This window comes from Mesorhizobium sp. BR-1-1-10 (assembly GCF_020165595.1).
Classification (GTDB): Bacteria; Pseudomonadota; Alphaproteobacteria; order Rhizobiales; family Rhizobiaceae; genus Mesorhizobium; species Mesorhizobium australicum.
In genome coordinates, this window is the sequence record NZ_JAIUIL010000009.1 from 105,710 (window position 1) to 126,554 (window position 20,845).

At 63.6% G+C, this 20,845-nt stretch carries 18 protein-coding genes; 2 read left to right on the top strand and 16 right to left on the bottom strand.

Features of this window, described 5'->3' with window-relative positions; genetic code table 11:
• Window positions 1-174 precede the first annotated feature (174 nt).
• Window positions 175-2,496 carry a PAS domain-containing sensor histidine kinase gene (locus LB555_RS20545; RefSeq protein ID WP_224525819.1) on the top strand — a complete coding sequence of 774 codons (2,322 nt, stop codon included), beginning with the start codon at window positions 175-177 and terminating at the stop codon, window positions 2,494-2,496.
• 184 nt (window positions 2,497-2,680) lie between these two features.
• Here LB555_RS20545 and LB555_RS20550 read toward each other — a convergent pair whose 3' ends face one another.
• From LB555_RS20550 to LB555_RS20615, 14 genes are all read right to left on the bottom strand, one after another.
• A complete protein-coding gene (locus LB555_RS20550) occupies window positions 2,681-3,013 on the bottom strand; it encodes a hypothetical protein (RefSeq protein ID WP_224683616.1) in 333 nt (110 codons plus the stop codon).
• 50 nt (window positions 3,014-3,063) lie between these two features.
• Complete coding sequence (locus LB555_RS20555) at window positions 3,064-6,024, bottom strand: bifunctional [glutamine synthetase] adenylyltransferase/[glutamine synthetase]-adenylyl-L-tyrosine phosphorylase (RefSeq protein WP_224683617.1); 2,961 nt, start codon at window positions 6,022-6,024, stop codon at window positions 3,064-3,066.
• Entirely contained in the window at window positions 6,024-7,499 is a 1,476-nt protein-coding gene (locus tag LB555_RS20560; RefSeq protein ID WP_224525823.1) for an ATP-binding protein, read from the bottom strand. Before LB555_RS20560 ends, LB555_RS20555 begins: the two co-directional genes overlap by 1 nt.
• 8 nt (window positions 7,500-7,507) lie before the next feature.
• Window positions 7,508-8,182: a response regulator transcription factor gene (locus LB555_RS20565; protein WP_041163488.1), complete on the bottom strand. Its 675-nt coding sequence runs from the start codon at window positions 8,180-8,182 to the stop codon at window positions 7,508-7,510.
• Between the two features lie 354 nt (window positions 8,183-8,536).
• Window positions 8,537-10,087 carry a Do family serine endopeptidase gene (locus tag LB555_RS20570; RefSeq protein WP_140618544.1) on the bottom strand — a complete coding sequence of 517 codons (1,551 nt, stop codon included), beginning with the start codon at window positions 10,085-10,087 and terminating at the stop codon, window positions 8,537-8,539.
• 132 nt (window positions 10,088-10,219) lie between these two features.
• The gene (locus LB555_RS20575; RefSeq protein ID WP_015318621.1) at window positions 10,220-10,687 is read right to left on the bottom strand and encodes a cytochrome c-type biogenesis protein; all 468 of its coding nucleotides are present in this window, start codon (window positions 10,685-10,687) and stop codon (window positions 10,220-10,222) included.
• A complete protein-coding gene (locus tag LB555_RS20580; protein WP_140618548.1) occupies window positions 10,684-12,669 on the bottom strand; it encodes a heme lyase CcmF/NrfE family subunit in 1,986 nt (661 codons plus the stop codon). The genes LB555_RS20575 and LB555_RS20580 overlap by 4 nt, the downstream gene beginning before the upstream one ends.
• A gap of 32 nt (window positions 12,670-12,701) precedes the next feature.
• On the bottom strand, window positions 12,702-13,145 hold the full coding sequence (gene ccmE / locus LB555_RS20585) for a cytochrome c maturation protein CcmE (protein ID WP_015318623.1): 444 nt from the start codon (window positions 13,143-13,145) through the stop codon (window positions 12,702-12,704).
• A gap of 8 nt (window positions 13,146-13,153) precedes the next feature.
• On the bottom strand, window positions 13,154-14,290 hold the full coding sequence (ccmI, locus tag LB555_RS20590) for a c-type cytochrome biogenesis protein CcmI (RefSeq protein ID WP_224683618.1): 1,137 nt from the start codon (window positions 14,288-14,290) through the stop codon (window positions 13,154-13,156).
• 121 nt (window positions 14,291-14,411) lie between these two features.
• Complete coding sequence (locus LB555_RS20595; RefSeq protein ID WP_041163489.1) at window positions 14,412-14,852, bottom strand: hypothetical protein; 441 nt, start codon at window positions 14,850-14,852, stop codon at window positions 14,412-14,414.
• A 186-nt stretch (window positions 14,853-15,038) separates the two neighbouring features.
• Entirely contained in the window at window positions 15,039-16,427 is a 1,389-nt protein-coding gene (locus tag LB555_RS20600; protein ID WP_224683619.1) for an ATP-binding protein, read from the bottom strand.
• A 28-nt stretch (window positions 16,428-16,455) separates the two neighbouring features.
• Window positions 16,456-17,121: a response regulator transcription factor gene (locus LB555_RS20605; RefSeq protein WP_015318627.1), complete on the bottom strand. Its 666-nt coding sequence runs from the start codon at window positions 17,119-17,121 to the stop codon at window positions 16,456-16,458.
• A 78-nt stretch (window positions 17,122-17,199) separates the two neighbouring features.
• Window positions 17,200-17,499 carry a hypothetical protein gene (locus tag LB555_RS20610; RefSeq protein WP_318013027.1) on the bottom strand — a complete coding sequence of 100 codons (300 nt, stop codon included), beginning with the start codon at window positions 17,497-17,499 and terminating at the stop codon, window positions 17,200-17,202.
• Between the two features lie 171 nt (window positions 17,500-17,670).
• A complete protein-coding gene (locus LB555_RS20615) occupies window positions 17,671-18,078 on the bottom strand; it encodes a DUF3168 domain-containing protein (RefSeq protein ID WP_224683621.1) in 408 nt (135 codons plus the stop codon).
• A gap of 319 nt (window positions 18,079-18,397) precedes the next feature.
• Between LB555_RS20615 and LB555_RS20620 the strand changes: the two genes are divergently transcribed.
• Window positions 18,398-19,186: a 2-keto-4-pentenoate hydratase gene (locus LB555_RS20620; protein WP_224683622.1), complete on the top strand. Its 789-nt coding sequence runs from the start codon at window positions 18,398-18,400 to the stop codon at window positions 19,184-19,186.
• On the opposite strand, the gene LB555_RS20625 is transcribed toward LB555_RS20620, so the two are convergent.
• Both LB555_RS20625 and LB555_RS20630 read right to left on the bottom strand, forming a co-directional pair.
• Window positions 19,183-19,998: an ABC transporter permease gene (locus LB555_RS20625; RefSeq protein ID WP_140726684.1), complete on the bottom strand. Its 816-nt coding sequence runs from the start codon at window positions 19,996-19,998 to the stop codon at window positions 19,183-19,185. The genes LB555_RS20620 and LB555_RS20625 overlap by 4 nt on opposite strands.
• Window positions 19,998-20,831, bottom strand: a complete 834-nt coding sequence (locus tag LB555_RS20630; protein ID WP_015318632.1) for an ABC transporter permease — start codon at window positions 20,829-20,831, stop codon at window positions 19,998-20,000. The genes LB555_RS20625 and LB555_RS20630 overlap by 1 nt, the downstream gene beginning before the upstream one ends.
• Window positions 20,832-20,845 lie beyond the last annotated feature (14 nt).

Below are 20,845 nucleotides of genomic sequence, written 5' to 3' on the forward strand. Positions count from 1 at the left end.
GGGAGAAGGCAGGGTTCTAAAAGCCCATTATTTTAGTCGATTTTTAATCTTTTTTCGCCCGACCACTGGACAAGGCGAATCACCTTTGATTCTTTAATGGCGATTCGGAAGTGCGGTGTTGCCGGATCACCAGCACATAGAAATGCGGCATACTGAAATCGGGGAGTGCCATTTATGGCAAAGGCGGACGCGTGGGGCGCGCCCGGTGGGATGGTTTTTGCGCGTCGCGAGACGCGCGGCGACGGCCTTGCCGGGAATACGCGGCTCATTGCCGAACCCGCCTACAAGCGGCTTCTGGCGGCCGAACCGCTGCTGCGCCGGTCGATACCGGCCCTCATCGTCATCTTCCTGCTCGTCATCGCGGCGCTGCGTGTAATCTCGCTGATGAACGAGCGCGACGACGTGGAGCGCGATGCCAAGGCTATCCTGACGCTAGCCGCCGCGCAGCTCGCCAGTTCGCTCGCCACCACATCGGACACGCTGCCGGGCGCGACCCAGGACCTGCTGGAGACCACCAGCCGCCAGGGCGCCATGGGCCGCAGCCATGTGCTGGTCATCACCGACAGCGCCTTCAGGATCACCGCGGTGACGCCGCGTTCGGTGCCCTGGCAAGGCCATTCGCTCGACGGCCTCGTCCAGGGCGGCCAACCTCTGTTCATGTTCGGCGACCGGGCTGGCGTCATGGAGGTCAACATCGGCGGGCAGGACTGGTACGCGGCGGTCAGCCTGAGCAAGGACAGGAAGGGAGCCGCGGCGGCGCTCGTCCCCCAAGAGGCGGTCTTCGACACGTGGCGCAAGACCGTCTCGCTCAACGTCACCCTGTTTGTGCTGACGGCCGGCGTGCTGATCATCATCCTCTATGCCTATTTCGGACAGGCGGCGCGCGCGCAGGCAGCCGACCGCATCTATGTCGAAGCGCATCAGCGTATCGACATGGCGCTGGTCCGCGGCCGCTGCGGCCTGTGGGACTGGGACATGGTGCGCGGCAAGATGTACTGGTCACGCTCGATGTACGACATGCTCGGCTATGAGCCCTGCGAGACGATGCTGTCCTTCGGCGAGGTCGACGAGATCATCCATCCCGAGGATGGCGACCTGTTCGAACTCGCCAACAGGATCGTCGCGCGCGAGATCGACCACATCGACCAGGTGTTCCGGATGCGGCATGCCGATGGCCAGTGGGTGTGGATGCGCGCCCGCGCCCAGGTCATGGACCCGGAAGCGCCGGAGATCCAGCTCATCGGCATCGCCGTCGACGTCACCGAGCAGCGCCACCTGGCGCTGCGCTCCGAAGCGGCCGATCTTCGCCTCAGGACCGCGATCGAGAACATCAATGAATCCTTCGTGCTGTGGGATTCGGCTCAGAACTTGATCATGTGCAATTCCAAATACCAGCAGGACAACGGGCTCTCGGACCGCGACGTGATGCCGGGTGTGACGCGCGCTTCGCTGGAAGAACGTATGCTGGCCTTCGCTTCGGAGCGCCGGCTCGCCAACACCAACGGTCCGCAGGGCGGCGCCACGTTCGAGCGGCAGCTGTCCGACGGCCGCTGGCTGCAGGTCAACGAGCTCAGGACCAGGGACGGTGGCATCGTCTCGGTCGGGTCCGATATCACCCAGATCAAGCTGCACCAGGAGAAACTCGTCGACAGCGAACGCCGGCTGATGGCGACGATCCATGATCTCAGCCTCGCCCGCCGTGCCGAAGAGGAACGGGCGCGCGAACTGGTCGACCTCAACCGCAAATACATGAAGGAAACCGAGCGCGCCGAAGCGGCGAACCGGGCCAAATCCGAATTCCTGGCCAACATGTCGCATGAACTGCGCACACCGCTCAACGCCATCATCGGCTTCTCCGAACTGATGGAACAGAGGCTGTTCGGTCCGTTGGGCTCGGAGCGCTACGAGGAGTACGCCACCGACATCAACAGCAGCGGCAAATACCTGCTCGGCGTCATCAACGACATTCTCGACATGTCCAAGATCGAAGCCGGCCAGTTCTCGCTGGACCAGGAACAAATCGACCTCGGTCCGCTGATCAGCGAGACGGTGCGTGTCGTTTCGCTGCAGGCGGCGCAGAAGGCGATCACCGTGGAAACGCGCATTGCCGACGCCTTGACTTTGTTTGCCGATCGCCGGGCGATCAAGCAGATCGTCATCAATCTCCTGTCCAACGCGGTGAAATTCACCGGCCAGGGCGGCCACATATCGGTCAGGGCCCGCAACACGTCAGGCGCGCTGGTGCTGACGATCGAGGACAATGGCTGCGGTATCCCGAAGGAAGCCCTCGGCAAGCTGGGGCGCCCCTTCGAGCAGGTGCAGAACCAGTTTTCCAAGAACCATGCCGGCTCCGGCCTTGGCCTTGCCATTTCGCGCTCGCTGGCCGAGTTGCAAGGCGGTGCACTGAAGATCCGCTCGACCGAAAGTGTCGGCACGATCGTATCGGTGCGCATTCCCGTGAAGAAGGCGCCAACGGCGGTCAAGGCCGCGGCCTGAGCGACAGGCTCCGGTTGGCGATGTCGGAGCCCGCATCAACCAATCTTACTGCACGCCGCCTTCGTTGCCTTCGCCATCCCATTGACGGTCATCGCGCCCGTCCTTCGGCAGTTCGCCCTTCTCGATCTTGCCGTCATTGTTCTTGTCGAGCATCGCAAAAAGCTTCTTTTCGCGGCCGGTGATGTCATCCGATGTCAGCGTGCGTCGTCCTTGCTGTCGTAACGGGCGATGATGCGCCTGGCCATGCGTTCGAAGCGCGCCTCTCCAGCGCGTCGGCGAGTTGAGCGACAGTCAGCTTGCCGCCATTGTCAGCGACAAGCTTCTTGAGCCGCGCGTCCATGACATCGGAGAACTGGTCGAAGGTGATTTTGCCGTCATTGTCCTTCATCGTCTTGTCGAGCCGCATCATGGTGCGCTCACGCACGTTGGCGCTGTCGAGGTTCTCGGCATAGGCCGCGCCGCCGACGGCTCCGGCCAGGGCGATGTATGCAAGTGCGAGCTTGGTTGTCTTTCTCATGGTTTTCTCCTGTTGCATCGTCACCCCCGATGCGGCCGAACGGTCGTTGGTCACGACCCTCCGGCACGAAGCAGAAGGTCGAAATCCTTCCTGACCTTTTGCGACGTCTCCTTGAGATGTGCTTCCAGCACACCGAAATCCGGCAGGTCGGTGACCGCCAGAAGCAGATCCGAAAGCCCCGGCGGAACGTCGTCACGTTCGAATGGTCCGGTGAGGCACAGCCGCGTCATCTGGGTCAGTGCCAGATAAAGGGAGTAAGCCTCGCCAAGGTCCTGCCGGATCACGGCATTGGCGAAACGGGGCGTCAGACGAGACAGGATCTCGGCCGTACCGGTGGCGCGTGGCCCGGCCTCGACCTGCCCAGTGATGACAGCCACCTGGGCGATGAATTCGAGATCGATCAGACCGCCCGGTATGAGCTTGATGTCCCACAGGTCGCGGGGCGGTTTTTCCTGCTCGATCATGGCGCGCATGTCGGAAGCTTCGGTTTTCACCTTCGCCGCGTCGCGTGGCTGACCGAGCAGCGCGGCGACCTCCGCTTCAACCTCGGCGCAGAGGCCGGCGTCGCCGGCAATCGGCCGCGCCCGCGACAGCGCCATGTGTTCCCAGGTCCAGGCTTCCTGGCGCTGGTATTTCTTGAAGGCATCGATATGGGTGGCGACCGGTCCCTTGTTGCCGGACGGCCGCAAACGCAGGTCGAGCTCATAAAGCACCCCTTCCGCCGTCGGCGCCGATACCGCGGATATCAGCCGCTGCGTCATGCGGGTGTAGTAATGCGACGGCGCCAGCGGCTTTTCACCATCGGAGTCCTCGGCGTCCGCGTCGTGATCGTAAAGCAGGATGAGATCGACATCCGATCCGGCCGTCAATTCGCGGCTGCCGAGCTTGCCCATGCCGAGCAGCGAAACCACCCCACCGGCGATCGTGCCGTGGCGCACCGCGAATTCGGCGATCACCGCTTGCAACGCCGCCGCAATGGTCAGGTCCGCCAGATCGGAGAAAGCGCGGCCGGCGCGAGCCGGGTCGATCGAGCCCGCGAGCAGCCGCACACCGATGAGGAATTTCTGTTCGGAAGCAAATATGCGTAAGCGATCGAGCACGTCCTCATAGGCCCTGTCGCCCTCGAGAAAGGCGGAAAGCCGCCCCGAGAGATAGGCGCGGTCTGGCAGCTCGGTCAGCAATGCCGGGTCGAGCAAGCCGTCGAAGACATGCGGCCGGCGAGTGATGATGGCCGCCAGCCTTGGTGCCGCGCCCATGATCGTCGCCATCAGCTTGAGCAGTGCGGGATTCGACTGCAGCAGCGAAAACAGCTGGATGCCGGCCGGCAGGCCGGCGAGGAACTCGTCGAAACGGACCAGCGCCTCGTCGGCCCGGCGCGTCTGGCCAAAGGCCTTGAGCAGTGCCGGCGTCAGTTCCGTCAGCCGCTCGCGCGCCTCCGCCGACTGGGTGACGCGATAGCGGCCGAAATGCCAGCCGCGGATGACACGGCAGATATCGCTCGGCCGCTGAAAGCCGAGGCCGTGCAGGGTCTGCAGCGTGTCCGGGTCGTCGACGTCACCGGTGAAGACCAGGTTGCCGATGCCGGCCGAAAGCTCGGGCGCGGTTTCGAACAGCGCCGCATAGTGGCGCTCGACCTGCTGCAGCGAGGCACGGAAGGCCCCGGCGAACGCGGCGGCGTCGGCGAAGCCCAGCATGCGGGCGATGCGCTCCAGCCCTTCATCGTCTTCCGGCAGCGTGTGCATCTGCTCGTCGGCCACCATCTGGATGGCGTGTTCGACCCGGCGCAGGAACCAGTACTGGAGGGCGAGTGCGTCTCTTGCGTCTGATGTGATCCAGCCTCGGGCCGCGAGCTGACCGAGCATCGGCACGGTTTCGCGGCCGCGCAGCTCCGGAAAGCGGCCGCCGGCGATGAGCTGCTGGGTCTGGACGAAGAACTCGATCTCGCGGATGCCGCCGCGCCCGAGCTTGACGTTGTGCCCCTTCACCGCGATCTCGCCATGGCCCTTATGGGCATGAATCTGGCGCTTGATCGAATGGACGTCGGCAATCGCCGCGTAATCCATGTATTTGCGCCAGATATAGGGCTGGAGCTCCTTGAGGAAGGCATCGCCCGCGGCGAGATCGCCGGCCACCGGGCGGGCCTTGATCATCGCGGCACGCTCCCAGTTCTGGCCACGCGCTTCGTAGTAGCGAAGCGCGGCTTCAACCGGGATAGCCAGCGGGGTGGAGCCGGGATCGGGACGCAACCTCAGATCGGTGCGGAAGACATAGCCGTGCTCGGTGCGGTCCTGCAGGATGCGAACCAGCCGGCGCGTCAGGCGTGAGAACAGGTCGGTGGCGTCGAGAGGATCGACCACGGCGGGTGCCTCCGGATCGAAGAACACGACGAGGTCGATGTCGGAGGAGAAATTCAGCTCATGCGCGCCAAGCTTGCCCATGCCGAGCAGGATCCAGCCCGATCGATGCGAGGGGGTGTCGAGGTCGGGCAGCTTGAGCTTGCCCTGGCCATGCGCGTCACGCAGCAGGAAATCGACTGCCGCGCGGGTGCAGGCGTCGGCGAGATCGCTCAACCGCCTTACGGTCAGCGAGGTTTCGGCCTCGCCCGAAAGATCGGCGAGCGCGATCAGGAAATGCGCCTCTGCCTTATGCCGGCGCAGCGCCATCATCAGGCCGGATTCCGAGACCGTTTCGGCCAGCGGCGCCTGGTCGATCGCGGCGGTGATCGCCTTCAGACGGGCCTCTATCGGCAGGTCGAACAGCCCGTCCAGGATTTGCGGCCGGCGGCGCGCCGTGTCGCGCAGGAATGGCGAAAGGTCGAAGACAGCGGCGAGGAGATCCTGCGCCTTGCCTTTGCCGGCCAGGAATTTGGCCACCCGTGTCAGCCCCTCTTCGCGCGCTGCGTCCGCGATTTCGGCCAGCTCCTGTCGTGCCCGGGCTGCGTCGAGCGGGACAAGCGGGGTTTCCAGGCTGAGCAGCCAGTCTGTCTTGCTCCGCTTGGCAACGGCCGCCATCAGTGATCCTCGCGTGCCGGGAAACTCATGACCACGGATAGTCCTGGATTGCCAGGCAGCAGGTCAAGCCGGCCGTAATGGAATGTCATGACCGCCTTGGCGAGACTGAGGCCAAGGCCGGAACCAGGCTGCGAACGGCTCTTCTCCAGCCGCACGAAGCGCTCCGTCGCCCGGGCGCGATCGGCGTCGTCGGGAATGCCCTGGCCATTGTCCGTGACGGAAAGCCTGATCTCGCCATGCGTGCGTTCGAGCTTTACACGGACCGCCGGCTTGGACGTCGAATCGGTCGAGTACTTGATCGCATTGTCGACGATGTTGGAGAGCGCCTGGCCGATCAGCTCGCGGTTGCCGTCGACGACAAAAGCACCATTCACCTCGGCGTCCAGCGAAACGCCAGCCTCCTCGGCCACCGGCTCATAGAGTTCGACGACATCACGGACGGCCACCGCCAGATCGACGCGGCTGGTGTGCTCGGAAGAATAGCCCGCCTCCAGGCGGGAGATCATCAGGATGGCGTTGAAGGTCTTTATCAACTGGTCGGACTCGGCGATGGTGCCTTCCAGCGCCTGTCGATAGTCCGATGTCTTCTGCTTGCCGGAAAGCGTCGCTTCGGCCCGGTTGCGCAGCCGGGTCAGCGGCGTCTTGAGGTCATGCGCGATGTTGTCGGAAACCTGCTTGAGGCCTTCGTTGAGCGTGGCGATCCTGGCCAGCATGGCGTTAAGGTTTTCCGAAAGCCGATCGAACTCGTCGCCGGCGCCGGTTACCGGCAGCCGGCCGGAGAGATCCCCGCCCATGATGCGCCGGCTTGCCTCCGATACGCCATCGATACGCTTCAGCGCCGCGCGGCCGACAAAGAACCAGATCAGGATGCCACCCAGGGCCATCATGCCGAGCGCCAGCATCAGCGAACGGCGGATGACGGCACGGAACCGCTCCGGTTCCCCGAGATCGCGGCCGACCAGCATGATCATCTGGTTCGGCAGCCGCAGCACCAGGGCAATGGCGTTGTGGCCCTTCTCGCCCTGCGCTTGCGTGTCGCTCTGGTCGGGTTGTGCGGTCCCCTTTTCGGTAGGCAAGTTGCGTAGACGATCGAGTTCTCCCTCGCCAAAGCGCTGATAGGAAAAAGGGCTGGTGGTCCAGCCTTCGTTTTCGAGAACGCCCGGCTCGAGGCTCTGCACGTTACCGGTCAGGATCTGGCCGTTGGCATCGGCGATCAGATAGAGATTGGCGCCGGGCTGCCGCGAGCGGGCCTCGACCACGCGGACCAATACGGGAAGGCCACCGCGCTGATAGGCTCGGGCAAGGCCGAGCACCTCGTCGTTGATGGTCTCCTGCGTCTGCCCGGTCAGCATGCGCGCCGAGAGCGAAGTCATATAGAGGACGAGCAGCACCGCGCAGAGCGCGAAGAGCAAGAGATAGAGCGCCGAAAGCCGCGCGGCCGTCGTCTTCATGATGGCGGGCACGGAAAGCGCCATGCCGCCGCCTAGCCGCCCTTCAGCATGTAGCCGGCGCCGCGAACGGTATGCAGGATCGGCTTGTCGAAGCCTTTTTCGATCTTGCCGCGCAGCCGAGAGACGTGGACGTCGATGACATTGGTCTGCGGATCGAAATGATAGTCCCAGACATTTTCGAGCAGCATCGTGCGCGTCACAACCTGGCCGGCATGGCGCATGAGATATTCGAGCAGGCGGAATTCGCGTGGCTGGAGCGTGATCTCACGGCCCGCCCGGCGGACAGAATGCGATAGCCTGTCGAGTTCAAGATCGCCAACCCGGTAGACGGTCTCGGCCTCCTTGGCGCTGGCGCGTCGGTTGAGCACCTCGACACGAGCCAGAAGTTCGGAAAAGGCATAGGGCTTGGTCAGGTAATCGTCACCGCCGGCGCGCAGGCCGGTGACCCGGTCATCGACTTCGCCCAGCGCCGAAAGGATGAGCACCGGCGTCGTGTTGCCCCTGGAGCGGAGGGCGGCAATAACCGACAGGCCGTCGCGGCGCGGCATCATCCGATCGATGACCATCACATCGTAGTCACCCGCATCGGCAAGCGCGAAGCCGGTCTCGCCGTCACCCGCAACATGCGCGGTATGACCGGCTTCGGTGAAGGCTTTCTGCAGATAATCCGCAGCCTCGCGATCGTCTTCTATGACGAGAATCTTCATAGGGCCGTTATACGCGATTTCGCTTGAAGGTTGAGTAGCAGGCATCTGCATTTTAGCCTTTGCCAAAGCGCATCGCGATCAAGACGATCGAGAGCGTACGCGATAAAATCTTTGTTCCGTGGCGTCGTTAGGCCGAACATGCCAGTTCCCGGTCATGTCGTTACCTGCAACCCGGGACCAACCGGCATCGGGCACGAGGGCCTGAGTGGGCAGCCAGATGCGGGCGCGGGAGCGGGCGATGGGAAGCCCGCTGCCGCTGAAGGAGAGCGCGATGACTGACTAACGGGCTCTCCTTCTTACTTTCCCCATGCGGCGACTCGGGGGTGTTGAAACCGCCGCATTGGAAAAGTCGTCTCAGCCCTTGGCCACCGGCACCGCGACGAAGCGGTTGTTGTCGTCACGGGTGATCTGCATCAGCACCGCCTTGCGTCCGGATTTGACCGCATCGGCCATGGCCTTGGTGACGTCTTCGGTGCCATTGACCTCCGCCGAGTTGACCGCGGTGATGACGTCGCCCGGCTGGATGCCGCGATCGGCGGCGGCGCTGTCGGGGTCGACGTCTGTCACCACCAGACCCTTGCCGTTTTCAGACTTGGTGACGGTGAGACCGAGATCGGCCAGCGTGTCAGGCTTTGCCGGAGCGGCAGGCTGCTGTTGCTGGTCGTTCGAGGCCTGCTTGTCGCTCGCCGGCAGTTTGCCGAGATCGACCTTGACCGTCTGGCTCTTGCCATCGCGCCAGACCGTGACATCGACCGACTTGCCGGGCGAATAGGCGCCGATCAGGCGGGCGAGTTCCTTCGGCGACGCAACATCCTTGCCGTCGACCTGGGTGATCACGTCGCCGGCTGATATGCCGGCCTTCTTGCCGGGGCCATCGTCCTGGGCGCTCGAAACCAAGGCGCCATTGTTGGACTTCAGGCCGAGCGACTCGGCGATGTCGGAGGTGACCGGCTGGATTTCGACGCCCAGCCAGCCGCGCTGCACCGCACCGCTCTTCATCAGGTCCCCGACGACCTGCTTGGCGGTCGAGGCCGGAATGTCGAAGGCGATGCCGACGCTGCCGCCGGAAGGCGAGAAGATGGCGGTGTTGATGCCGACCACCTGGCCGTTGAGGTTGAAGGTCGGGCCGCCTGAATTGCCGCGGTTGACCGAGGCGTCGATCTGGAGGAAATCGTCATAGGGGCCGGCGCCGATATCGCGGCCGCGCGCCGAGACGATGCCGGCGGTGACGGTGCCGCCGAGGCCGAACGGATTGCCGACAGCCACGACCCAGTCACCGACACGAACCTTGGAATCGTCGGCGAAGTCGACATAGGTGAACTTGCCGCCACCATCGACCTTGAGCACGGCGAGATCGGTGCGCGGATCGGTGCCGACCAGCTTGGCGTCGAGTTCCTTGCCGTCATTGGTCACAACGGTGAAGGCGGTGCCCTCTTCGACGACGTGGTTGTTGGTGACGAGGTAACCGTCTTCGGAGATGAAGAAGCCGGAGCCCTGCGCTACCGGGCGCGGCTCGCCATTGTTGCGGTCGCGATGTCCGAAGCGACGATGACCTTCGTCGTTCTGGCCGCCCTGGTCACCAAAGCCGCGGAATTCCTTAAAGAAACGACGCAGCTGCGGATTGTTGGGAAGATTGTCGAGGCCGTCCTGATCGTCGGAGCCATCATCGGCGGTCGGCTGGATCTTGGCCTTGACCTTGACGCTGACCACGGCTGGCGACACACGCTCCACGACATCGGCGAAGCTCGGAACCTGCGGGGCCTCGACGCGCACGGCGTCAGCGAGAACGGGGCTGGTTCCGCTGGTCAGCGCGCCAACGCCGATCGCACCGGCGACCGCGATAGACGCGGCAGCAGCCAGAAGACGCTTGCGGGTGCGAAAATATGAATCGGGGGCAATATTCATGGATCTCTTATCCTCTTTCAAGCGGACGCGCCTTGATCGGCATCCTCAAGGAACGAGAATTAGGGAAGCGCACATTACGACGCCATTTCCGGCACATGAAACTTTGGTAATGTTGGCTGGCGACGGCAGCCGTCAGTCGCGGCGGAGGATCGCGTCCAATGCGGCCTGCTCTTCGACCGAAAGCGCTGCCGTTGCCGGAAGCCGGCGCGACCGCGCACTGAGCACTATAAACACGCCGCCGGCCAGAAGCAGGAGAACCGGCGTGCCCCACAGCAGCGCGTTGCGCAGATCGAAGCGTGGCTTCAGCAGCACGAACTCGCCGTAACGCGAAACCACATAATCCATCACCTGCCGGTCGGTATCGCCCGCGACAAGGCGTTGTCGCACCAGGATACGCAGGTCCCTGGCAAGGTCCGCGTCGGATTCGTCTATCGACTGATTCTGGCAGACCATGCAGCGCAGGCCTTCCGACAGCGCCCGCGCCCGCGCCTCGAGTGCCGGGTCGGCCAGCATCTCGTCGGGCTTCACCGCCATTGCCGTTCCGGCGAAGAACAATGCCAGCAACAGGACTATCGACGTCACCGAAAGCCTTGCCCTCATGGCAGGCCCGCCGGCGCCACCGCCTGCTTGCGACGGCGCGAAGGCGCGCCGACCCGCAGGCGCCTGTCCATCAGCGACATGGCCGCACCCGCCATCATCACCAGGCCGCCGCCCCAGATCAGCGTTACCAGCGGCTTCCACCACAGACGCACCACGACCGAGCCGTCCTTGCCCTCGTCGCCGAGCGAAATGTAGAGCTGGGAAAGGCCAATAGTCTTGATGCCGGACTCCGTCGTCGTCATCTGCCGCACCGGATAGAAACGCTTGGCGGAGCTGACTTCGCCGACAGGGCTGCCGCTGACGCCGATCAGCTCGAAACGCCCGCGATCCTCGCTGTAGTTCGGTCCCTGTGCAGGATAGAGCCCGACGAACCGCACCGTGCGGCCGGAGATTTCGACGGTTTCACCAGCATGCATGGACAGGATCTTCTCCGTCCCGAAGCAGAGCGTGCCAACAATGCCGAGCACGGTCAGGCCGAGGCCAAGATGCGCGAAAGCAGTCCCGAAGACCGAGCGTGGCAAACCAACCAGACGCCTGACCATTGTCGGCGCGGCGACATTGCCGACCCCCGCCTTGGTGGCGAGGTCGGTCAGCGCGCCAAGGATCAGCCAGACGCCGAGGCCGACGCCAAGCGCGGCAAGCACCGAAGCGCCGTCGATGAACAGGACCGTAACCAGTGTCGCAAGAAGTGCGGCCGCGAACGCGGCCATCAGCCGCTGCGCAACGCCGAAGACATCGCCGCGCTTCCAGGCCAGCAGCGGCCCAAAGGGAACCATCACCAGCAGCGGCACCATCAGCGGCGCGAAGGTAAGGTTGAAGAACGGCGCTCCTACCGAAATCTTGTCGGCCGAAAAAGCCTCGACCGCCAGCGGATAGAGCGTGCCGACGAGCACCGTGGCGGTCGCAGTGGTCAGAAACAGATTGTTGAGGACGAGCGCGCCTTCACGCGAAACCGGGTGAAACAGGCCGCCTGCCGTCAGCTTCGAGGCGCGCAGCGCAAACAGCGCCAGCGAGCCACCGATGAACAGCGTCAGGATGCACAGGATAAAGACGCCGCGCGTCGGATCGGTGGCAAAGGCGTGGACGGAAGTCAGGACGCCCGAACGCACCAGGAAGGTGCCGAGCAGCGACAGCGAGAAGGTGAGGATGGCGAGCAGCAGCGTCCAGATCTTCAACGCCGAGCGCTTTTCCATGACGATGGCCGAATGCAGCAGCGCGGTGCCAGCCAGCCACGGCATGAAGGAAGCGTTCTCGACCGGATCCCAGAACCAGAAACCGCCCCAGCCGAGTTCGTAATAGGCCCAATACGATCCCATGGCGATGCCGCCGGTCAGGAACATCCAGGCGACCAGCGTCCATGGCCGCACCCAGCGCGCCCAGGAGGCATCGATGCGACCCTCGATGAGGGCGGCGACCGAGAAGGAAAAGCAGATCGAGAAGCCGACATAACCGAGATAGAGCATCGGCGGGTGAATGGCGAGGCCAAGATCCTGCAGGATCGGGTTGAGATCGCGGCCTTCGATGGGCGCCGGATTGAGCCGGATGAAGGGATTGGAGGTCACCAGGATGAACAGGAAGAAGGCAGCGCCAATAGCGCCTTGCACGGCGAGCACATTGGCGCGCAGCGTCGCCGGCAAGTTGGAGCCAAAAGCGGCGACAAGCGCGCCGAAGAAGGTCAGGATCAGCACCCAGAGCAGCATCGAACCTTCGTGATTGCCCCAGGTTCCAGTGATCTTGTAGATCAGCGGCTGCAGCGAATGCGAGTTCTCCCAGACGTTCGCCAGGGAAAAATCAGAGCTTGCATAGGCGCTCGCAAGGGCCGCGAAGGACAGCGCCGTCAACGCGAAACCGGTCACCGCGACCGGACCGCCGACCGCCATCAGGCGCTGATTGTTCAGCCGCGCGCCAAACAGCGGCACGATCGTCTGCACCAGTGAAAGCGCGAACGCCAGAACCAGGGCGAAATGTCCGGTTTCAACCATTTCCGCGACTCACGCTTGCTCTTCCGCCAGAGTTATTCACTCTTGCTCTCCTGCCAGACGCCCTTGGCCTTCAGGCCGTCGGCTACTTCCTTGGGCATGTAGCGCTCGTCATGCTTGGCCAGAACGCTGTCGGCGACAAAGACGCCGTCAGGGCCGAAGGTACCCTCGGTGATGACACCCTGCTCTTCGCGGAAAAGGTCGGGCAAGATGCCGGTATAAGTCACCTTGACCGATTTGTGGGTGTCGGTGACCGAAAAGGCAACCGTTGCGCCCTGGCCGCGCTGGATGGTGCCTTTTTCGACCAAACCGCCGAGCCTGATGCGCTGGCCCGGCTGAACGCTGGCGGTGGTCAGATCGGCCGGCATGTAGAAATAGGACGCCTTCTGGCCAAGCGCATAAAAGGTCAGCCCGGTGGCGGCACCCAGAAAAACCAATCCGCCCGCGATGACCGACAATCGTTTCTGCTTGCGCGTCATACCCAATTCTACTCCGTCGCCGTCAAGCCGAGCGAGGCGGCAAAGGCGGTGAATTTCTTGGCTTCGTCACTATCGGCGCCAAAGACCGCGATGGCGCGGCCCAGCGCATCGCGCGCCTGATCGGCCTTGCCCAGCACGACATAGGAACGAACCAGCCGCATCCATCCTTCCGGGTCGCGCGGATTTTGACGAAGTTTGTCGTCCAGGCCGGCGACCATGGTGTTGATCATGGCTTCCCTGTCCTGCTGCGACATGGAGGACGCCGCGTCGACATCGGCGGCATCGGGGCCTTTCGCGGTCGTGCCGGAGGCGACTTCCGGGCCGCCGGATTTGGCCAGCGCCTGTTCGACAGCGCCGCGCCACGGCGAATCCGGCGGCAGCGTACCAAGCATAGCCTGCCAGGCCACGGCCGCTTCCTTGCCACGGCCCTCCTGCGCCAGTGCCATGGCCAGATAGAAACCGGCTTTCGCATTGGCCGGGTCAAGCTTCAAGGCCGCCTCGAAGGCATCCTGGGCATCGGCCGAAACAATGCCGCCCGCCGCACCGGCGATCGCCTCGCCGAGACCGGCCTGACGGACAGCGCTGTCGCCGTCCAGGCGAATGGCGTTGCGGTAGGCCGCCGCGGCGTCGGCAAAGCGCTGCATACGCAGATAGACCGGCGCCAGCACGTCCCAGCCCCTGCCGTCGGAAGGATTGGCGGCAAGATGGGCCTCGGCGCGCGCCACCAGCTCATCGACCGAACTGTCGGCCGGGTTCTTGGCCAACCGCTCGCTGAGCGGCTGCGACGGCAGGTCAGGCGAGCCGATCTGACTGTAGAGCCCCCAACTGACCAACGGAACCGCCAGCACCGCAACGGTCGCGACAAGCCGTGCGGTGCCCGATGGCCTGCCGGACGTCTTGGCCGCCATATCCGCATTGCCCAGACGAAGGATGCGGCGGGCGATCTCGGCGCGCGCCTCGGCCGCTTCAGTGGGCCCGATCAAACCGCGCCCGGCATCACGGTCGAGTTCGGACAGTTGATCGCGATAGACTTCCAGATCGTGATCGCCGCTCGATGATGCGCCCTTGGAGGCACCAGCCAACGGCAAAAGCACCGCCAGGCTGGCGCCCAGCGTGAGAATTGCGGCTATGACCCAGAACAGCATGGTTCTTCCAATAACGGCAGAGCCCTGCCCTGCCAACACAGGCATCCTGCGACGCTTTGACGGCACGCGCCGAATGTCGCGATCGAAATCCACCGGCCGGATCGCAACGAGACCCGGCTGGCTAGGTCAATGGCGTCCAACTGCCGTCGGCATTGCGGCAGGCTGTTCCGTGCGCCGTGACGCTGGCGCCGCCCGTGAACACCGTCTGCGTGTATTGGCGGCAATCCTGCGAACCGACGCGGTAAGGCTGGGCAGGGACGACCTCGCCATAGCGTGAGGCCTGATCGCCCTTCCAGGTCACCTTCTGGCCGCTGGTGTTGTATTCGAGCGCCTTGTATTCGGCCTCGAGCGCGCTGCGCTTCTCCGTGTCGCTCAGACCGTTGCCGATCGACCCGCCAATGAGGCCGCCGCCCATGGCGGAGATGATCGACTTGGTAACGACCTTGCCGCCGGCCGGAGGCGTCGAGGCCGGTGTCGCCGCCACGGTCGGGCCCTTGCCGCTCAAGGTGGTGCAGCCCGACACGGCCAGCAATGCGGAAACAAGCGCGACGCGAATCTTCATGCCAACAACCGGTTTTCTTGAGTTGGAGCCTGCCATGGATGCGCCGGGGGCCGCGTCATCGGAGAAGTAGGCGTGGCCATAGTGTTGATATTTGTCGGAAATTTGGCCACTGGCGGCTGCGCCGGGGTCAATCGATATGCCGCCACAATATGCGCCTTCCATTGCTGCCGATTGGCCTGGGTAGCATTACTGCAGGCTCCGCAATCGCACCGTCGCCTTCAGTCCGCCCATGCCGGACCGCTCGAGTGCCAGGACGCCTCCATACTCGTTGACGAGATCGGCGACAATGGCAAGGCCCAGGCCTGTCCCAGGCTTGGTCTCATCGAGGCGCCGCCCTCGCTTCAGCGCTTCACGGGCCCTATCCTCGGGAATCCCCGGTCCGTCGTCCTCGATGCTGATCTCAAACAGGCTCTCATCCTTGCCGGCCAAGGGCACGACCGAGATCGCGACAGCACTCCTTGCCCATTTCACCGCATTTTCGAGAAGATTGCCAAGCAGTTCCTCGAGGTCCTCGCGTTCGCCGGCAAAGACGATCTCGGTGGCTGGCAGCGACAGCGACAGGCTGGTCCGCGGGTTCAGCTTCTGCAAAACGCGTACCATGCGCTGCACCAGCGGTGCCACCGGCGTGCGATAGACGACGCTGTCGCGCTGCGCCGCGACGCGGGCACGCTGCAGGTAATGGTCGATCTGCTTTTGCATGGAGGCGGCCTGCTCGGCGATCAACTGTCCCTTGGCGCCGCCAAGCGCCCGGCCCTCGTTGAGCAGAACGGCAAGCGGTGTCTTCAGGGAATGGGCGAGGTTGCCGACCTGGGTGCGCGAGCGCTCGACGATGCGTTTGTTGTTTTCTATCAAGGCGTTGGTTTCGTTGGCTAACGGTTCGATCTCGGCCGGGAAGCGGCCGTCGAGCCTCTGTGCGGTGCCCTCGCGCACCATGGCGAGTGCGTTCCGGACCCTGCGCAACGGCTGCAGCCCGAACAGGATGGCGATGGCGTTGATGGCGATCATGCCGATGCCGAACAGGCCGAGATAGGTCAGCAGGCGGCGCTGGAACGTTCCTATTTCCTGCTCCAACTCGGTCTTGTTGCCCATGACGCGGAAGCGCGCGGCGCGGTTCTTCGCGTCGAGAACGAATTCGCTCTCGAACACGACCAGTTCCTCGCCATTGATGCCTTGCGCGGCATAGCTGCGCTGGAAATTGGCGTTGAAGGGAACATCCGCCACGTCCGGCGACGGGATGGTCCGGGTCATGGACGACGAGTGAAGATCGCCGTGCACGCCTTCCGAGGCGGGCTCGACGGACCAGTACCAGCCCGAATTCGGTTCCGAGAAACGGAGATCGCCAAGATCGGGGGAGCCGGTCAACGCGCCGCTGTCGGAGATGCCGATGGAGCCGATCAGGTTGAACAGATGCGCCGACAATAGACTGTCGAAGCCCCGCTCGCTGGCCTGCCGGTAGAGCGTTGTGATCAGGGTGAAGATGACGACCAGGGTCAGGATCGCCCACACGGTGGAGAAGGCGATGACGCGGAACGTCAGCGAGCGCGGCCACGCGCGCAGCGAGAGCCGTCTGCTCACGGTCGGGTTGGTGGGGAGCGGTTCCGCCTTACGCCTCCGGCTCACGCATGCGGTAGCCCATGCCGCGTACGGTTTCGATCATGTCGATGCCCATCTTCTTGCGCAATCGTCCGACAAAGACCTCGATGGTGTTGGAATCGCGGTCGAAGTCCTGGTCGTAGAGATGCTCAACCAGTTCGGTGCGCGAAACGACCTCGCCCATGTGGTGCATCAGATAGGCAAGCAGCCGGAATTCGTGCGAGGTCAATTTCAGCGGCACGCCGTTGACATCGGCCTTCGAAGCCTTGGTGTCGAGACGCAGCGGCCCGCAGGTCAGTTCCGACGAGGCGTGGCCGGCCGCGCGGCGGATCAGGGCCCTGACGCGCGCCAGCACCTCCTCGATGTGGAACGGCTTGGTGACGTAGTCGTCGGCGCCGGCGTCGATGCCGGAGACCTTGTCGCTCCAGCGGTCACGCGCGGTCAGGATCAGCACCGGCATCTTGCGGCCGCCGCGACGCCAGCGCTCGACCACGCTGATGCCGTCCATCTGCGGCAGGCCGATGTCGAGCACGACGGCATCGTAAGGCTCTGTGTCGCCGAGGAAATGGCCCTCCTCGCCGTCGAAGGCACGATCGACGACATAGCCGGCATCGACCAGCGCATCCGAGATCTGCCGGTTGAGATCCTTGTCATCCTCGACGACGAGTACGCGCATACGGGGACCAATGCCTGTTGATTGAAGATTTCAGATATAGGCCGATTCCGCCGGCCTGGGAAACGGAGGGAAGACCGGTCAGTTCTGCGGAACGACGATTTCGGAGCGGCGGGGACGTTGTCCGTCCTTGCCGGGCACGAGCACGACGATGACGCAGACCGGCTGGCCGCCACGCGTCGATGCCGAAGCCTTGGCGAGCGTTCCGCCATTCTGCTGAGCCACCTGCTGACCGATCGCATAGCAGTCAGATGCAGCCAGGACGATCGGGCTGGCCTGGTCGGGCTCGATGACTGGTATCGCCATTGCCTCCGACGCAAACAGCCCGGCGGCACTAAGCGCCAGGGTCGCGGTTCGGAAATGGGAGCGAAGCGTTTTCATGACCCGCGTTGTAACGCATCGGTGCTGAACGTGAAATGAACAGTGAACGGCCCTGAAACCATGCTCGCCACACCCCTGCAACGCGAGACAGACATCTTGGATTTCACCGCCCCGCCAGTGAAATCCGCGAAAGCTCAGTCTAGACTCCGTTTCGATGATATTGAAAGTGCGTCAGGCGTTTTCCTGCATCAACGCACGGAATCGCAGCAGCCCATGGTGGACAAGAAGTTCCTCATCGTAACGCGCCTCGCTGAATTCCAGCGACAGCCGCGTCTGGCCACGCGGGCCTATAACCAACACCGCTCCGGCAAGCCGGGCCTTGATGGCATCCATGATCGCTCGCGTCTCGGCCTCGCCATGCGCCTTCGACCAGACATGCAGCGTGATCAACTGGTCGTCATTGTTCTCGGCGCCGGTGTCCCAGTCAAAGGCAGAAGTCTGGCCTGAAGTCACATAGGGAAAGGCGACGTTGTCGGTTGCCCGCTCGAGCAGTCCGGCGCCGCCCAGCAGCGCCGACAGCGACGCATCGCTTTTCAGTCTTAGAAACAGGGCCTGCTGCAAATCACCGGGCGCGGTCATCGTCCATTTCCTCAAGCCGTTGCGCCACCGACAGTGCTTTTCCCAAAGCCTGCCAAGTCCGCATCCCTTCTCAGATATAGCGGTTCGCCACGCGAAGACGATGGCGATTCGTCATCGGAATGATGAACGCCGATGATCTCGAAAATACGACTTGCCGACAATCTCGTCAGCCGGCGCGGTAGGGCCTGGCAAATTGACCATGAGCTTGCCTCTGATTGTCTGGTCACGCGATTTCCCCCATATAGGCTGGTCCATACGATGGAATGTTCCTTGCCGGCTTGGCCGGACAGAGGGGCATGTTCCCGATCCGGAGCTGACCATGCTCGATCCAGAAAAGGCCAGGGCCGCGTCACATCTGCTGGTAGGCCATTGGGACAATGGCACCCATCTCGACGCCATACCCGAGGAACTGCGGCCGAAAACGCGCACCGAAGGTTACGCCATCCAGTCGCATGTCATGGAGCGTTCGGCGGCTCCGCTTTTCGGCTGGAAGATCGCGGCAACCAGTCTGGCCGGTCAAAGGCATATCAACGTCGACGGCCCGATGGCCGGGCGTCTGCTCGCCGAAAAAGCGGTCGAGGTCGGCGGGATCGTCTCACTCGCGACGAGCAAGATGCGTGTCGCCGAGGTCGAATTCGCGTTCCGTTTCAGCCGCCAGATCCCACCTCGCCCGGCACCTTATGAAATTGCTGAAGTGATGGACGCCGTGGCGACCCTGCATCCGGCGATCGAAATACCGGACTCACGATATGATGATTTCTGCGCTGTCGGCGCGCCGCAGCTGATCGCGGACAATGCCTGCGCCAATCTGTTTGTCATCGGCCAGCCTGCCGAAGACGATTGGCGCGACGTGAACCTCGCGGAGTACCCGGTGACCGGTCTCGTTTCGGGTAAGTCGCGGCACGACGGAACGGGCGCGGCTGTCCTCGGCGACCCGCGCATCGCCCTGACATGGCTGGTCAATGAGCTGTCGGGGCTTGGCATAGGGCTCCAACCGGGACAGGTGGTGATCACCGGAACTTGCGTGACACCGATCAGCGTCGCCGCCGGTGATGAAGTCATTGGCGATTTGGGCAGGTTCGGCAAAGTGTCGGTGCGGTTCGTCTAGACCGGCTTGCTCCCCCGGTTCAGCCTGACCACGACGCTCCTCACCGCCAGAACCAGCACGGTAATGATGATCAAAATCACCGACAGTGCGGCGATCGCCGGGTCGATGTTGTCACGTAGTCCCATCCACATCAGGCGCGGCAGCGTGATGGCGTTGACCGAGGTGATGAACAAAGTGACGCCGATCTCTTCCCAGGACAGCACGAAGGACAGCAGCGCCGCGGTGACGATGCCGAACTTGACGTTGGGCATGATGACGCGCGTGGCGCGCTCCCAAACACTTGCGCCAAGCCCCCGCGCGGCAAGGTCGATGCGTCGGTCTAGCTGGCTGAGCGAGACCAGGATCAGCACCGTCGCGAACGGCACCGTCATCACCGAATGCGCCATGGCAACGCCGAGCCAGGTATCGTAGCCGAAGAAGGAACTGACGCCCGAGATCGAGGTGAGCAGGAAGTAGAGCGTGACCGCCGAAACCACCGGTGGCACCACCATCGGCAACAGCACGAAGCCGACGAGGGTCGCGGTGAAGCGCGGCTGGAACATCCAGACGCCGAGGCTGAAGCAGAGCGCCAGCACAGTTGAAATGGCGCTGCTGACGATGCCGATGCGGATCGAAAGCAGGATCGACTGGAGCCAGCGCGGATCCTCGATCAACGATCGGTAGTGGCGCAACGACAATTCGCCCGTCGGCATCGCCAGCATGCGGCTCGGCGTCAGCGACACGGGAATGACGGCCAGCAGCGGCAACAGCAGGAACAGCGCCACCAGGGCGGCGATAACCAGCGAGACAGGACCGGGGCGATAAGTCGGCATCAGATCAGCTGCTTCGGTCTGACATAACGAAACAAGAGCGCCATCAGCGCGCCGACGAACAGTACCAGCACGACGCTGATCGCAGCCCCCAGCCCCCAGTCCGGGCTCTGGAATATCCTGAGATAGATCAGTTCGGCGATCATGACGCTGCGCCCGCCACCGAGAATCGCCGGCGTGACGAAGAAACCGAGCGAGAAGACGAACACGATCATCGCGGAGCCGATGATGCCGGAGCGCGTCATCGGCACGAACACCGTCCAGAAGGTGCGCATGCGGCTTGAGCCGAGGCCGCGCGCGGCGAGCAGAACACGCTCGTCAAGGCTGCGCATGGCGGACGCCAGCGGAAAGACAGCAAAAGGAATGAGGAAATGCGTCATGCCGACAATGACGCCGAATTCGTTGCGTACCAAAGTCAGCGGTTCGGAGATAAAACCGATCGACTGCAGCCAGGTGTTGATCAGGCCGCGATTGGACAGCAGCGCCACCCAGCCGAAGGCGCGTGTCAGCACCGAGATCCAGAACGGCACCAGGATGCAGAATTCGGCGATGAGGCGCTGCGCCGGGCTGCCGCGAACCCAGACGACCGTAATAGCATAGGCGGCAGCGACCGACACTATAGTGACGATCGCGGCGATGCGCAGCGTGCGGATGAACACCGACTGGACCAGATCGTCGGTGAGCAACGCCTCGTACTGGCCAAGCCCGGGCGTCGGCAAGGTGAAGCTCCACTTCACCACGCCGAGAAATGGCCAGGCATAGGCGAGGCCGAGAAAAAGGAGCAGCGGCGCCATCAACAGCGCCGCGCCCATCCTGTCAGAGAGAACGCCTCTCATGTCAGATCAGCATC

Bases quoted from the DNA above. Each gene is read 5' to 3' on its own strand.
- LB555_RS20545 (WP_224525819.1), top strand. From the start codon at position 175: ATGGCAAAGGCGGACGCGTGGGGCGCGCCCGGTGGGATGGTTTTTGCG.
- LB555_RS20550 (WP_224683616.1), bottom strand. From the start codon at position 3,013: ATGAGAAAGACAACCAAGCTCGCACTTGCATACATCGCCCTGGCCGGA.
- LB555_RS20555 (WP_224683617.1), bottom strand. From the start codon at position 6,024: ATGGCGGCCGTTGCCAAGCGGAGCAAGACAGACTGGCTGCTCAGCCTG.
- LB555_RS20560 (WP_224525823.1), bottom strand. From the start codon at position 7,499: ATGGCGCTTTCCGTGCCCGCCATCATGAAGACGACGGCCGCGCGGCTT.
- LB555_RS20565 (WP_041163488.1), bottom strand. From the start codon at position 8,182: ATGAAGATTCTCGTCATAGAAGACGATCGCGAGGCTGCGGATTATCTG.
- LB555_RS20570 (WP_140618544.1), bottom strand. From the start codon at position 10,087: ATGAATATTGCCCCCGATTCATATTTTCGCACCCGCAAGCGTCTTCTG.
- LB555_RS20575 (WP_015318621.1), bottom strand. From the start codon at position 10,687: ATGAGGGCAAGGCTTTCGGTGACGTCGATAGTCCTGTTGCTGGCATTG.
- LB555_RS20580 (WP_140618548.1), bottom strand. From the start codon at position 12,669: ATGGTTGAAACCGGACATTTCGCCCTGGTTCTGGCGTTCGCGCTTTCA.
- ccmE (WP_015318623.1), bottom strand. From the start codon at position 13,145: ATGACGCGCAAGCAGAAACGATTGTCGGTCATCGCGGGCGGATTGGTT.
- ccmI (WP_224683618.1), bottom strand. From the start codon at position 14,290: ATGCTGTTCTGGGTCATAGCCGCAATTCTCACGCTGGGCGCCAGCCTG.
- LB555_RS20595 (WP_041163489.1), bottom strand. From the start codon at position 14,852: ATGAAGATTCGCGTCGCGCTTGTTTCCGCATTGCTGGCCGTGTCGGGC.
- LB555_RS20605 (WP_015318627.1), bottom strand. From the start codon at position 17,121: ATGCGCGTACTCGTCGTCGAGGATGACAAGGATCTCAACCGGCAGATC.
- LB555_RS20610 (WP_318013027.1), bottom strand. From the start codon at position 17,499: ATGAAAACGCTTCGCTCCCATTTCCGAACCGCGACCCTGGCGCTTAGT.
- LB555_RS20615 (WP_224683621.1), bottom strand. From the start codon at position 18,078: ATGACCGCGCCCGGTGATTTGCAGCAGGCCCTGTTTCTAAGACTGAAA.
- LB555_RS20620 (WP_224683622.1), top strand. From the start codon at position 18,398: ATGCTCGATCCAGAAAAGGCCAGGGCCGCGTCACATCTGCTGGTAGGC.
- LB555_RS20625 (WP_140726684.1), bottom strand. From the start codon at position 19,998: ATGCCGACTTATCGCCCCGGTCCTGTCTCGCTGGTTATCGCCGCCCTG.
- LB555_RS20630 (WP_015318632.1), bottom strand. From the start codon at position 20,831: ATGAGAGGCGTTCTCTCTGACAGGATGGGCGCGGCGCTGTTGATGGCG.